A 13,689-nucleotide genomic window follows, 5' to 3' on the forward strand; every position below is an offset into this window, starting at 1 on the left:
AAAAAGGCAAAAGAAATATCTGTTTTATTTCTTTTGCCTTTGGCTTTGAAAAGACTGGTTCAATTAAACTAAAAAGGCAAAAGAAATCAGAAAAAATCTTTTGCCTTTTGCCTTTTACCTTTTGCCTTTAAAGGACTTGCTCAACTTCGGCAATTTCGGGGATAAATTCGCGCAGGCGGCGCTCAATTCCCATTCTCAGCGTCATTGCTGAACTAGGGCAAGATCCGCAGGCTCCTTGGAGGCGTAGCTTCACGACTGGACCGTCGATGTCTACCAGCTCAACGTTACCACCATCGGACATTAGGTAAGGGCGCAGTTCATCCAAAACTTGTTCGACGTTTTCTGAAGTCAGTGCCAGTGTTTGTGACATGGTTAGTTTACCTTATCGAATCTTTCTTTCTATTGCAGCTATGTTGATCCTAGTTCACGCAGAGATAAAAACTCATCGCGAAAATGGAGAACACTGGGAACCGCTGAGAGCGTATTGTAACGCCGACTGCCTATACCGCTGCTGGTTCCAGTAACTTGACGTTCGCGTAGTTGAACTCGGTAGTCGTTTTCTGACCTTGCTCATTCGCGTGAATTACCTGCTTGGTCATCACGTAGTAATCGCCGACTTTATCGAAGGTATCCTCAAATTGCATTTCTCTGAGCAATTCACCTGTCTGAGGATTCCGGAAGACAACATCGTAGCGACTGGCGGCGTAGCCTTCTCCGGTGTCTAAACTTTCAGCGGTATCGATGACAAATGCCATTCGACCCATTACCCGACTCACCTGGCAAATTTCAGTGCCTCGGATTTTGTAGTTAGATCCCATCGCATCGCCTTTAACTAGAATTTCCGTAGCGCCGCTGGCGTCCGTTTCCCCCAGGTTAAATTCGTTCTTGCCGTGAGCTTTGTCAAAAGACCCCCGCTTGCGGTGGGTGACAATATCCCTGAGCTGAGTATAGATGCTCTCTTGCACCGTTTCGTCTTCGATGCCGGTAACTTCAACAGTCATGTCGCTGTTGATGCGAATTTTGCCTTTGTAGACTTCATCACCTTGCTTGAGTTCTACATCAGCACTATATCCGGGGAAATTAGTATCCCAGGTGTAGCGGTTTTCGTAGGCAGCCCGAAACAAGTCACGAGCATTTGCTTGCTCAGTCATAGACTCTTACTTTAATCAACTTCTTTCCTAGTGTAAAAATCTTTGCAGAGTAGTGACACGCTTTGGCGACACAATTCGCTGAAAACTGGGGTTAGCAGAAAAACCCGATAGCGTCGCTGTACCCACCTAGATTAATAGGTCTATTGAACCCGTCTGTGGCGTAGTAATCATTACTGGAGCTTGATACAGGGGTACAGTGACCATGACTGTTGAGCTGAGCCCTTCCCCGTAACGATGAACATGAATATTGCCAGCCATTGCTTTGAGCAGCTTTTGGGAGATTGTTAGTCCGAGTCCCGTACCCGCGTCGGGAGTTGTGGGAGAGCCATTCACTTTACCGAACAATTAAAACTAAGGCACCGGCTTATGTCCAGTGCTTTTCCCAAACTTTCAACCGTTTGCTGAAAATCGCTTTTAGATTGAGTGTGCGATCGCTCCTGTTAGCAATTTGGTTCAAAGTTTTGGTACGGTTCGGAAATTGGCTCAGTCATAGAATCCTGTTGACCTCGCAGGCTATGTTGGCGTGCTTGCTTTCTCGAAATTTCATCGTAGAGCCTGAAACTACCAGCAAGCAGCTTGTTTGTGCTTTCAACTGGTAGAGCCAACTCAATCCAATTTCATCAATCCCCGAAAGTAGCACCTACATTAACAATCCATCGAACCTGTCTGTTGCGTTGAAATCATTACCGGCTCTTGATACAGAGGCACGGTGAACGTAACTGTTGAACCCAGACCTTCGCCCATACTGTAGAAGTTTACGACCCCACCCATTGCTTCTACCAGCCTTTGAGATATTGCCAATCCCAATCCGGTACCACCGTACTGTCTAGTGCGAGAGCCATCCACCTGGCTAAATGATTGAAATAGTTTGTCTTGCTTGTCAAGGGAGACGCCAATCCCCGTATCGGCGACTTGGACTTTCACGACGCCTGGACATTCCTGTCCTCCAAACTTAAGTTTCTTTTTACTGACCTCGGCACTGACCGTGACGCCGCCTTCATGGGTAAATTTGATTGCATTCCCTATCAGGTTTAACATCACCTGGAGCAGCCGCTGGTAGTTGCCATACAGGATAATTTCATCGTAAGTAGATGGCATTTGAATGCATAAGCTCAGGTTTTTCTGCTGCGCCTGATTCTGGGTAAATTCCTCAACATCCCCGAATAGTTCTTCCAGCTTCACCTGTCCCAGTTCCAGCTCCATTTTGCCTGCTTCAATTTTGGCGACATCGAGAATGTCATTGATCAGGTTGAGGAGATGTAAAGCTGAACGGTAAGCATCTTGGATAAAATCCAGTTGCTCTTCTGGCTCGTCTACCGTCCCATCTAGGATCAGCTTCAGGGAGCCAATCATGCCGTTTAGCGGTGTCCGAAGTTCGTGGGAAGTATTTGCCAGAAACTCTGATTTGAGGCGAGAAGCTTCTTCTGCTTGTTCGCGGGCTTCTTCTAATTCTTTATACAGGGTGGCGTGAGCGATCGCGGTTCCCACCTGATCTGCCAGTTCTCTAACTAACTCAACTTCGGCATCGTTCCATCGCCGAGTGCGATCGCACTGTTGCAAAGCGATGACGCCATTTGGCTGGTTTTGATAGCAGGTAGAAACGACTAATACCGATTGTTGCCCAAACGCATTCACCCCAGCCTGTTCTACCACAACTGGCTCGCCTTGTGTCTCCAGTGCTTGCCTTAGATAGGGTTGCTCGGCAAGCTGTAACTGTTGTCCCAGCATCGACCGAAACGTCTCCTGGCAATACTCCGCCACCACCTGCACTTTGGGCTTAGAACTTTCGTAGTTGCAGATGATGCAGCGACTAACGTTAAGCGCTTCTCCTAGCCCTCTAACCGTTTGCTGCCAAATGGTATCTAGATCGAGCGTGCGACGGATATTCCTAGCAATCTGACTCAGCAGTTTTTGGTACTGATCTGGACTTGACACAGTTGACTCGAAAGTTGGCAGTGAGACATTAACAGGAGCCGCCATCAGAGTATACCTGTAAACTGCAAAAGGAGAAGAAGCTAATGATTACCAGCCGTTTTCTGTGATAGATACAACCTCAAAAGACTTGCCCTGCGGCTAAAGTCTACATCTAGAGTGTTCTTTATTTTGCATTAATCGTTCCATTCCCCTCTTGGAGGCACGGGCGGATTCCTCTCTAGGTTCCGAGTCAGTTCATCATCTCGATCTCGTTCACCTCTAAGCCACTGCCGAATTGCCGTCTCAATGACCTTACTCGGATCGTTGGTCAGGTGCTTAATTTGTGCTAACAGTTCAGAATCAAGGTGGATAGAAATTTCCACCTTTTCGGCTGAACCCTGAGAATATCTGGCCCGATCGTTCATATCAGTGCAGTGATGACATTTCCAAGCAAATCCAATGCGGAAGAGGATGCGCCGTCTTTCCATGCTAACTGCTGATGCAAGCAACGCAGTGAGTAGAGGGCAGCTCCTATCCTAATGGGCAACAAAATTTTGCAATTCCGATCCCTAGTATGCATTCTGACATTCTCTGGGCGCTAACTGCTAGTAGGCAATAGCGCTCTATTTTCTGGTGAGGTGAGGGCGGCTGCTCCTGAAGCGTTGCCACTTTTCGGTAGAAAAGTCGTTTTCTCCTCAGAAAATTACCCTTTTTTTAAAGGTTTTTCATCAGGGCAGTTTTTGCATGGATTTAATTCCAATGTGCCCTAATCTACTTGAATACACAAGATTTCTTTTTAAGTCTTTAGATTCACAATACCTTTTGCTGTGTTCTCATCACCCTCCCATGCCAAATTAAATGGTTATCGCTTCGCTTGACTGACTGTTTGACAGTTACTCAGTCCTCCTTCCTCAACCCTCAGTCCTCCTTCCTCAACTCTCAGTCCTCAGTCCTCCCTACTCAACCCTCAGTCCTCAGTCCTGCATCTATTTTTATCGCTGTCTCTGATTTAGGTAAACCGCGCAGATTTTCTACTGTATAGTCATCGAAGGCGGTAACTGTCCTACTCAAAGTTAAAGAATTGTTTCACGTTGACAGAAGGGACATATCTGCGGCTGTCCTAACTGCCTGGGCATCGGAAACATTACAATATTTGAAGTCCGCTGAACTTTTCAATTGCCGTTCGTGCCTTTTTGTTTGGCTATGACTGACGTACCTGTTTCTCGCATTCGTAATTTCTCGATCATTGCCCACATTGACCACGGAAAATCCACTCTGGCGGATCGCCTCTTGCAGTTTACGGGCACGGTGCAAGATCGGCAGATGAAGGAACAGTTCCTGGACAATATGGATTTAGAACGGGAGCGCGGCATTACGATTAAGCTGCAAGCTGCCCGAATGAACTATACCGCCAAGGATGGTCAACAGTACGTTCTAAATCTAATTGATACACCTGGTCACGTAGACTTTTCCTACGAGGTGTCGCGTTCCCTCGCCGCTTGCGAAGGCGCACTCTTGGTAGTGGATGCCTCTCAAGGGGTGGAAGCGCAAACGCTTGCCAATGTTTATCTCGCCCTTGAGAATAATCTGGAAATTATTCCAGTATTAAATAAAATCGATCTCCCTGGAGCTGAGCCAGATCGGGTAAAGGGAGAAATTGAAGAAATTATCGGACTGGATTGTAGCGGTGCAATTCTCGCTTCTGCGAAAGAAGGGCTTGGGATTGACGAGATCCTGGAGTCGATCGTTCACTTAGTCCCGCCGCCGATAGATACGGTGTCCCAACCGCTGAGAGCTTTAATTTTTGATAGTTACTATGACAGCTATCGGGGTGTAATTGTATACTTCCGGGTGATGGATGGTACGGTCAAAAAAGGCGATCGCGTTCGTCTGATGGCGACTGGCAAAGAATATGAAATTGACGAATTGGGTATCCTTTCCCCGACTCAGAAGCCGGTGAACGAACTGCACGCTGGAGAAGTGGGCTACCTAGGAGCGGCAATTAAAGCGGTGGAAGATGCTCGCGTAGGAGACACTATTACCCTAGCGAATGCCCCTGCTAGCGAGGCATTGCCCGGTTACACTGAAGCAAAGCCGATGGTCTTTTGCGGCTTGTTCCCCACCGATGCCGATCAATACCCAGACTTACGGGAAGCCCTGGAAAAACTGAAATTAAATGATGCAGCGTTGAACTACGAACCGGAAACGTCCAGCGCAATGGGGTTTGGCTTCCGCTGCGGCTTCTTGGGCTTGCTGCACATGGAGATCGTCCAAGAGCGTCTAGAGCGGGAATACGATTTAGATTTGATTATCACCGCTCCTTCGGTGGTCTATCGGGTGATTACCAATAAGGGAGAGGAAGTCTACATTGATAATCCCAGCCACCTACCGCCGCCGAACGAGCGGGAAAAAATTGAGGAGCCTTATGTCAAGGTAGACATGATTACCCCAGAAGTCTATGTGGGGACTTTGATGGAGTTATGTCAAAACCGGCGTGGTGTCTTCAAAGATATGAAGTATTTAACGCAGGGGCGAACCACGCTGACTTATGAGTTACCCCTGGCGGAAGTGGTGACGGACTTTTTTGACCAAATGAAGTCCAGAACTCGCGGCTATGCCAGTATGGAATATCATTTGATTGGCTATCAGGAAAATCCCCTGGTTAAGCTAGATATTTTAATCAACAACGACCCCGTTGATGCCTTAGCGATGATTGTGCATCGGGATAAGGCTTACAACGTAGGACGTGGTTTGACAGAAAAGTTGAAGGAACTGATTCCTAGGCATCAGTTCAAGATTCCGATTCAAGCCGCGATTGGCAGTAAGATTGTCGCTAGCGAACATATCCCCGCTTTGAGAAAAGATGTGCTTGCCAAGTGCTACGGCGGTGATATTTCTCGAAAGAAAAAGTTGTTGCAGAAGCAGGCTAAAGGGAAGAAGCGCATGAAGTCGATTGGGACGGTTGATGTACCGCAATCAGCTTTCATGGCGGTGTTGCGCCTGGATCAAGAGTAGCGCTTGGATTGAGACTACTGAATTGAGACTTACGCTGGATTTTTAAGCTAAGCTTAGGAACCCAGCGTATTTTCGTAGCTTGGCGTCTTACATAGGGTACTATTCCAGGCTGAGAGTGGGAAAGGAACGAACTTGAGGCGAAGAAATGAATGCCGAGAAGCGATCGCTAATCTTTACATTATCTTCATCGATATCTTCAAAGATTTATTGAAAATGCAGGTACATCTGGACACCATCGCATGGCAAGGTTAGTCTAAGATGGATTCCAACTCTTAAAAGACTCAATTGCCAGATGAGAATTTTAGTCACAGGTGGTGCTGGTTTTATCGGTTCCCATCTGATCGACCGGCTAATGACGCAAGGGCATGAAGTCATTTGCCTCGATAACTTCTATACCGGACACAAACGCAACATCCTGAAGTGGCTGGATAATCCATATTTTGAACTCATCCGTCACGACATCACCGAACCGATACGCTTGGAAGTGGAGCAAATTTATCACCTAGCTTGCCCCGCCTCTCCAGTACACTACCAGTTCAACCCAGTAAAGACCGTGAAAACGAATGTCCTGGGTACACTGAATATGTTAGGACTGGCAAAGCGGGTGAAGGCGAGATTACTCTTGGCTTCCACCTCAGAAGTGTACGGCGATCCTGAAATCCACCCCCAGACTGAAGAATATCGCGGTAATGTCAATACGATAGGAATTCGCTCCTGCTATGACGAAGGCAAGCGAATTGCAGAAACACTGGCGTTTGACTATTATCGCCAGAATCATGTAGAAATTCGAGTCGCGCGAATCTTCAACACCTACGGCCCTCGAATGTTAGAAAATGACGGTCGAGTGGTTAGCAACTTTGTAGTGCAAGCTCTGCGGGGTACCGCCCTAACCGTTTATGGTGATGGTTCGCAAACCCGAAGTTTCTGCTACGTTTCAGACCTAGTGGAAGGGCTGATGCGGCTGATGAATGGCGAGCATACGGGACCGATTAATTTAGGGAATCCCGATGAATATACGATTTTAGAGCTGGCTGAGGCTGTCCAAAAGATGGTGAACCCAGACTCGAAGATTAAGCTTGAGCCACTGCCAGAAGACGATCCTCGCCGACGGCGTCCGGATATCACGCGGGCAAAGACTTGGCTGGATTGGGAGCCAACAATACCCTTGCAAGAAGGGTTACAACTGACTATAGAAGATTTTCGCGATCGCTTAGCTTCTCTGCCGGAGAATCGCATCCACAGCGATTCGTGAATTAGAGTCCTTTGTCAAAAGTTAATTATCAATGACTTTTAACAAAAGACTACCCAACAGAATCGTACCCCCAGAACTGTCATTCCAATTTTTTTGAGGTTTACTCCTATGCGTGTTTGCGTAATTGGCACTGGATATGTTGGCTTGGTCACGGGTGCCAGTCTTGCTCATATTGGACATCATGTCATCTGCGTTGACAATAACGAAGAAAAAGTCAAGTTGATGAAAGCGGGACAGTCCCCGATTTATGAGCCAGGACTGTCAGAAATTATGCAATCGGCTTCCCAGTCAGGGCATCTTGAGTTCACTACCGATTTGGGTGCTGGAGTGGCTCATGGAGAAATTTTGTTCATCGCAGTAGGGACGCCCGCTTTGGCAAATGGTGAAAGCGATACCAGATATGTTGAAGCCGTTGCCCGTGGAATTGGCGCTCATCTTGACGGTGGTTACAAAGTCATTGTGAATAAATCCACAGTGCCAATTGGTTCTGGGGACTGGGTGCGGATGATTGTACTTGATGGCGTTCTGGAACGCCAAAAGTCCCTAGTGGGAGCTGGTGGCGTTGTTACCGAGGAGTTGACACTAGAAACAACTCCTCAGTTTGATGTTGTTAGCAATCCAGAATTTTTGCGCGAAGGTTCGGCGGTTTACGACACCTTTAACCCGGATCGGATTGTGCTGGGTAGCACCAATCCGAAAGCGATCGCCATGATGCAGGAACTCTATGCTCCCATTGTCGAGCGCCAGGTGGCAGAAGACAAATCCTTACCGCAAGTGCCCGTCGTGGTGACAGACATCAACTCTGCTGAGATGATTAAGTACGCCGCCAATGCCTTCCTCGCAACCAAAATCAGCTTTATCAACGAAGTTGCTAATATTTGCGATCGCGTGGGTGCTGATGTTACCCAAGTCGCTAAGGGCATCGGTTTGGATTCCCGGATTGGGAACAAGTTCTTGCAAGCTGGGATTGGCTGGGGTGGTTCCTGCTTCCCGAAAGATGTCTCGGCTTTGATTCATACCGCGGACGACTACGGCTATGAAGCTCAACTGCTCAAATCTGCTGTGAGTGTCAACCAGCGCCAGCGCGTGATTGCGATCGAAAAACTGCAACAGGCGCTAAAAATCCTCAAAGGCAAAACGGTGGGATTGCTAGGTCTGACTTTCAAACCCGATACCGATGATATGCGCGATGCTCCAGCGCTCAATCTCATCGAGCAACTCAACCGGCTGGGAGCGAAAGTGAAAGCCTACGATCCAATTGTTTCTTCAACTGGGATGCGTCATGGGTTAACCGGCGTGATGGTGGAAACCGATCCCGAACGGCTGGCTGATGGCTGTGACGCCCTTGTGTTGGTGACAGACTGGCAGCAGTTCCAGACCCTAGACTATAGCAAAATGTCTAAGCTGATGAACAACGCGGTGATGATTGATGGTCGTAACTTCCTCAACCGGAAGGAAATAGAAAGCGCCGGTTTCCAATACATCGGTGTTGGTCGCTAGGAAAAGTTTTGAGTTAGGGAGTTATGAGTTAATAACTCATAACTCCCTAACTCTTTGCCTGACTTGGTGCCAGATTAGACCAGCGACAATTAATCCCAGACCCATTTGCCAGATTTGCGGCTCTACCCAGAAAGCCAGGAACAGGCAAGATCCTAGACCTGCCCAGGCTATCCATTTGGGATAGAGCCGTTCTGAATCTGGCATTTTTAATGCTGCCAGATTAGTAATTGCGTAGTAAATCAAGACGTTAAAGGCACTGAATGACCAAGTCGTTTTGACATTGCCAAGCAGAACTAAAAGGGCGATCGCAATTCCTACCACGACCACCGCTAAATCGGGTGTCGTTCCTTGCCGATTTAGCCGTGCCAAAATTCTGGGCATATCCCGGCGTCTTCCCATCGCCAGCAGCACGCGGGACAAACCCAAAATCAAGTTTAATAGTACCCCCAGCATCGCCGCGATCGCACCAATTGATAAAATCGCCGCACCTCTTGAACCGGCAACGCTGCGAACTGCCACCTCGAGGGGTGCTGCCTGTGCCTGGGTTGCTTTGCCCAAAATTTCTGTCCCGACCGCCCCAATGCCAACCGTTGCCACTGCCATGTAAAGTAGCATTGTCACCCCCAGGCTGACAATCATCGCGATTGGAATTGTCTTCCGGGGTTCCCGTGCTTCCTCGCCCAACGTGGCAATCCTTCCATAACCCGTGTAAGCCACAAACATCAGCGCACTGGCTTGGAGTACCGTCGCCGGAGAACCTTTGAAAAATGGCGTGAGATTTTCTGTACCAACCTCTGTGGCGCGGGGTAGACAGATAAGGACAAAGAAAATTAAAGAGAGCAGCGACACCAAGACGATGGCAATATTGACGCGATTAGAGCGGCGAATCCCGCTCAAAACAATTAAAGTCATTAAAATCGCCGCAGCTAGCGCCGTGGGAATCAGAAATCCCCGCCCATACAAACCTGTCGCATTCAGCAAGTAGCCAGCAAAACCTAAAGCTGCCGTTGCGGCTGAAGCAGTTTTTGCCAAGAGAAACATCCAGCCTGCGGTAAAACCCAGACTCGGATTGAGATACTTGTAGCCATATTCGTAGCTGCCACCACTGACGGCGTGATTCGCTGCTAACTGGGCACTATTGAGACCGTTGCAGGTTGCCACAACGGCTCCAATCGCGATCGCCAAAATTACCGCCGGTCCTGCGATTCCGGCGGCAATGCCGATGCTGACAAACACGCCCGTGCCCACGATCGAACCCAAACCCATCATCGTGGCACCCAAAACCCCTAACTCTCTCTGAAGCTGCGGGGGTGAGGTTCCAGCAGTCACAAGATATCTCCCAGATAACACTACTGTTATCCTAAGGCCGAGAGGTTAAGACACAGTTGTGCGATCGCTTACCTTAAGGAATTAAGGATAGAACAGGGGTGTTCAATCCTCGTTCCTTATCCCTGTTCCTTTTAACGCGGTTAACGCGGTTCTGACCCTGCGATTGCCAGTAACCCATGACGATTGACTACAATCAAGGATTATTGGGAACGCGCTCGATTTGGGCATAGCCACTGAAAATTAGCTTATCTCCTTGGGTTTCCAAACGGTTAATTCGCATGGTTACGCCGTCAAGATTAAAGCGATCCAAATCGACCATGTTATCTAAAATTTCAGAAAATGCCGAGGTCAACGTCTGAGAAATCTCCCGTGTTTCTTCTGGCACCGCCTCTGCCTGAAATTGAGGATCTTTAAACCGAATTCGACGTCGCCGTTCCACGCTTAAGGTTGATTTCATGCTGAGTGGCACCAATCCTTTTTCGCCCAAATCTGCCTTTGCAAAAATTTGCACTTGGTTTTCGGGCAGCAGCTGTACTTGGACTTCGGTAAAGGAAACGGGCTGACCGCCAGATAAATCTGTCAAAGCTGGTGTGGAAATATCTTGCAGGCGCTTCTGCACCAGTTCTGCCTGAAAGGATTGGTTAATATCTGCCTGGGTTAGCGTCACCTGTACAACTGCCTGAGTAGGTTGCTTAAGGCGAATCTGACCTTGCATTACACAGCTGAAGTCAATCGAGACAGCGTCTGTCTCAAACGACATCTCCTCGGTGCGAAACTCGCGGCGAATCACAAGACCACTACCGCTCATTTTGAAGCTGTCAATACTGCCCTGCAAAAGCTTGCTGGAGGGATAGCAGCGAACAGCAACTTCCACAGACTCACTCTGGGTAAACATGTGGCGAATAGTCTTGCTAGCAACTGTATTGAGGAGGCGTTCTCCCCAATCAGTGCCAGTATTGTTTGTGAAACCAGTAAGGCCGCCTAACATAATGTTTCGCGTCCATAAGAGTGCTTACTCTCTTGTTTGTAACAAAATATTAACAAATAAGCAAGAAGACCTAAGACAGAGAGAACCCCAGAGAGCCTACTGCTTAAGGTTATCAGCCGGAAAATGGCGCGATTGATAGAATTTTCTGAATTTTCCAATTAGTTACAACAATTAGAGTCGCAGATGTGAGCAGATCGCCCTCTTGATGCGCGATCGCCTACAACATCACTAGGTGCTGCAAAGACTCTGGGCTAAAGATCCGAGATTACTGCCAAAAGTTGCAAAGTATCATTGGAGACAATTAAATTTCACAATCTCTAGAGTCTTCCGATGCCAGTAAGAGCAGGGCTTCCCTACTCCTTATGACAGATACACGAAAATTACTTGGAGTGTGGCAACGAAAGCATCATGACTCAGACTAGGGGAATTTTGAGCGACTGGTGTGGGATGAACACTGTTCTGTATTCTTAAGTTGACGGCGATGACACGGATCATTATTCGATATTACGATCCTAGCTATCCCTATCTAGAACGGGCTATCCGTTCGATTCAGGGAGATTTTGATATTGTTGTATACGATGATGGAAGCAATATTTTTCCTAATTTGGCTGCTGTTAAAAATAGATGCCAAATTAGACGCCTAGAGCATAAAGGGCCAGCTTCTACGCTGATACAGGCTCTGGCTGATGCAAAAAGAGAAAATGTAAAACAAGTATTTATTCTAGATGGGGATGATGAGGCGCTAGAGAGTTTACCAAGCTTTCTCAATGCATCCTTAGCATTACCTTATACAGCAGTTATCGGGCAGTTCAAGGATGTGCCTTCCCCAATTTATCAAGAGCAGGGAAATGAATTATTTCGAGAAGCGATCGCTAATTTAAAATTCTGCCCTCCCTGCTTCAGCCTCAAGATTGGAGACTGGGTACAAGACTTGCCCCGCATCTTCAACCTAGTGCAAACCGAATATCTCTCAACTGGCACTTTATTTTTAAGCTTATTCCTCTCTGGTCAAACCGGGATTTCTGTTGCTGAACAAGTGATTATCTGGAGACAGCACGAAGCCCAAACTTACAGACATCACCACCAGGAAAGGCATTTAACAGTACAGAGAATTTGGCAAATCTACTATCAAAAAGCTTTCGAGGAATATAGCAAAATCTTGCATCTCAATCCCCATGATGCTGTTGCTTATTACAATCGGGGTAATACTTGCTCCAGACTTGGCGATGGGCAAAAAGCAATTGAGGATTACACTCAGGCGCTGAATATCAATCCTAATTTTCCTGAAGCTTACACTAATCGAGGTGTCGCACGCTTCGATTTAGGAGATACTCAAGGAGCAATTGACGATTATACTCTGGCATTGCAGCTTAATCCTAACTTTGCCGCCGCCTACAATAACCGGGGAAATGCCCATTCTAAATTGGGTAACTATCCAGAAGCGATCGCCGATTTGCAGACATCTGCTCAACTTTTCTCTGTTCAAGGGGATATAAGTAACTACCAGGGATCGCAAAACCTCTTAGCTGAAGCCTATTTTAAAATGGGAGCAAGATTGTGGATGCAAGAACAGATTGAACAAGCGATCGCTTGTTATCAGAAAGCGCTGGAAGTTAAACCTGAATTTCCTGAAGCATACTACGATTTAGGCATGATTTTTCAGCAAAAGGGTAGAGTTGCCGAGGCAATGAGCTATTACCATAAACTCTTAACAATCAAGCCTGAATTTTCAAAAGCTCGTTATCAAATTGAGACAATATTGAAAGGTTATCAATTTTCTACAGACTGGTTTAGCCGCAACCTTGATATTTTGAATGAGCATCTTAAACCTTTATCTAAAATCTCCGGATTAAATATTTTAGAAATAGGTAGTTGGGAGGGCCGCTCTACTTGCTGGTTTTTAGAAAATATTTTGATAGATAGTTTTAGCCAAATTACCTGTATAGATACCTTTGCAGGTAGCTTGGAACATCAAAGATATGATTGTGACTATTTAAGCTCTATAGAAGAGCGTTTTAACTTTAATATAAATCGTACAGGTGCAGCGGGAAAGGTTCGGAAAATAGTAGGGAAATCTCAACAAATATTGCGTTCCTTACCCTTGGATTTTTATGATTTAGTTTACATTGATGGCTCCCACCTAGCTAGCGATGTTCTGGAAGATGCAGTTTTAAGTTGGGCGCTTGTCAAAGTTGGCGGCACGATCATTTTTGACGATTATGATTTTATTTTTGCAGAAAATCATTTTCAAAATACCAAGGTGGGGATAGACGCTTTTGTATCAGTATTTTCCGATAAAATTAAATTCATCCATAAGTCTCATCAAATTCTTCTAAAAAAACTTTTTTCTTAGACTTGGTTGTTTTTATTTCCTGAAGACAATCCTGGTTGAGATAAGTTATAACAGCAGTATAATAACTGTCCAGAAAGTACATCACAGTTAGCGATTGGTTAAAGGAACAACCCGTGTAAACAAAAACGTAGTGACTTCGGCAAAGCAGAACTGCGATTGGTTGTTCAATATTTCTTAATATCTGGAA

At 46.7% G+C, this 13,689-nt stretch carries 10 protein-coding genes and 1 pseudogene; 4 read left to right on the top strand and 7 right to left on the bottom strand.

Going from position 1 to position 13,689, the window contains the following annotated elements:
- Positions 1-127 precede the first annotated feature (127 nt).
- From NDA03_RS03150 to NDA03_RS03170, 5 genes and pseudogenes are all read right to left on the bottom strand, one after another.
- Complete coding sequence (locus NDA03_RS03150; RefSeq protein ID WP_190411328.1) at positions 128-370, bottom strand: NifU family protein; 243 nt, start codon at positions 368-370, stop codon at positions 128-130.
- A 130-nt stretch (positions 371-500) separates the two neighbouring features.
- Complete coding sequence (locus NDA03_RS03155; protein WP_348237271.1) at positions 501-1,151, bottom strand: DUF3386 domain-containing protein; 651 nt, start codon at positions 1,149-1,151, stop codon at positions 501-503.
- A 126-nt stretch (positions 1,152-1,277) separates the two neighbouring features.
- Positions 1,278-1,484, bottom strand: coding sequence for a hypothetical protein (locus NDA03_RS03160; protein ID WP_348237272.1), 207 nt, complete (start codon positions 1,482-1,484; stop codon positions 1,278-1,280).
- 312 nt (positions 1,485-1,796) lie between these two features.
- Positions 1,797-3,071: pseudogene (locus NDA03_RS03165) on the bottom strand (ATP-binding protein); the annotation flags it as partial.
- Between the two features lie 188 nt (positions 3,072-3,259).
- The gene (locus NDA03_RS03170) at positions 3,260-3,490 is read right to left on the bottom strand and encodes a type II toxin-antitoxin system CcdA family antitoxin (RefSeq protein WP_190411356.1); all 231 of its coding nucleotides are present in this window, start codon (positions 3,488-3,490) and stop codon (positions 3,260-3,262) included.
- A gap of 778 nt (positions 3,491-4,268) precedes the next feature.
- Here NDA03_RS03170 and lepA point away from each other — a divergent pair.
- The 3 genes from lepA (at position 4,269) to NDA03_RS03185 (ending at position 8,832) form a co-directional block, all read left to right on the top strand.
- Entirely contained in the window at positions 4,269-6,080 is a 1,812-nt protein-coding gene (gene lepA, locus NDA03_RS03175; protein WP_190411324.1) for a translation elongation factor 4, read from the top strand.
- Positions 6,081-6,372: 292 nt separating this feature from the next.
- On the top strand, positions 6,373-7,332 hold the full coding sequence (locus tag NDA03_RS03180) for a UDP-glucuronic acid decarboxylase family protein (protein ID WP_190411323.1): 960 nt from the start codon (positions 6,373-6,375) through the stop codon (positions 7,330-7,332).
- Positions 7,333-7,440: 108 nt separating this feature from the next.
- Positions 7,441-8,832, top strand: a complete 1,392-nt coding sequence (locus NDA03_RS03185; RefSeq protein ID WP_190411322.1) for a UDP-glucose/GDP-mannose dehydrogenase family protein — start codon at positions 7,441-7,443, stop codon at positions 8,830-8,832.
- 36 nt (positions 8,833-8,868) lie between these two features.
- Here NDA03_RS03185 and NDA03_RS03190 read toward each other — a convergent pair whose 3' ends face one another.
- Complete coding sequence (locus tag NDA03_RS03190; protein WP_348237273.1) at positions 8,869-10,161, bottom strand: APC family permease; 1,293 nt, start codon at positions 10,159-10,161, stop codon at positions 8,869-8,871.
- 193 nt (positions 10,162-10,354) lie between these two features.
- On the bottom strand, positions 10,355-11,149 hold the full coding sequence (locus NDA03_RS03195) for a DUF2993 domain-containing protein (RefSeq protein WP_190428742.1): 795 nt from the start codon (positions 11,147-11,149) through the stop codon (positions 10,355-10,357).
- Positions 11,150-11,630: 481 nt separating this feature from the next.
- On the opposite strand from NDA03_RS03195, the gene NDA03_RS03200 reads away from it, so the two are divergent.
- Positions 11,631-13,502: a tetratricopeptide repeat protein gene (locus NDA03_RS03200; protein WP_348237274.1), complete on the top strand. Its 1,872-nt coding sequence runs from the start codon at positions 11,631-11,633 to the stop codon at positions 13,500-13,502.
- Positions 13,503-13,689 lie beyond the last annotated feature (187 nt).

It is taken from the genome of Trichocoleus sp. Lan (assembly GCF_039961855.1).
Lineage (GTDB): Bacteria > Cyanobacteriota > Cyanobacteriia > Cyanobacteriales > FACHB-T130 > FACHB-T130.

What these genes read in the sequence shown, in the direction of transcription:
- NDA03_RS03150 (WP_190411328.1), bottom strand. Translation starts at nt 370, where the DNA reads ATGTCACAAACACTGGCACTGACTTCAGAAAACGTCGAACAAGTTTTG.
- NDA03_RS03155 (WP_348237271.1), bottom strand. Translation starts at nt 1,151, where the DNA reads ATGACTGAGCAAGCAAATGCTCGTGACTTGTTTCGGGCTGCCTACGAA.
- NDA03_RS03170 (WP_190411356.1), bottom strand. Translation starts at nt 3,490, where the DNA reads ATGAACGATCGGGCCAGATATTCTCAGGGTTCAGCCGAAAAGGTGGAA.
- lepA (WP_190411324.1), top strand. Translation starts at nt 4,269, where the DNA reads ATGACTGACGTACCTGTTTCTCGCATTCGTAATTTCTCGATCATTGCC.
- NDA03_RS03180 (WP_190411323.1), top strand. Translation starts at nt 6,373, where the DNA reads ATGAGAATTTTAGTCACAGGTGGTGCTGGTTTTATCGGTTCCCATCTG.
- NDA03_RS03185 (WP_190411322.1), top strand. Translation starts at nt 7,441, where the DNA reads ATGCGTGTTTGCGTAATTGGCACTGGATATGTTGGCTTGGTCACGGGT.
- NDA03_RS03195 (WP_190428742.1), bottom strand. Translation starts at nt 11,149, where the DNA reads ATGTTAGGCGGCCTTACTGGTTTCACAAACAATACTGGCACTGATTGG.
- NDA03_RS03200 (WP_348237274.1), top strand. Translation starts at nt 11,631, where the DNA reads ATGACACGGATCATTATTCGATATTACGATCCTAGCTATCCCTATCTA.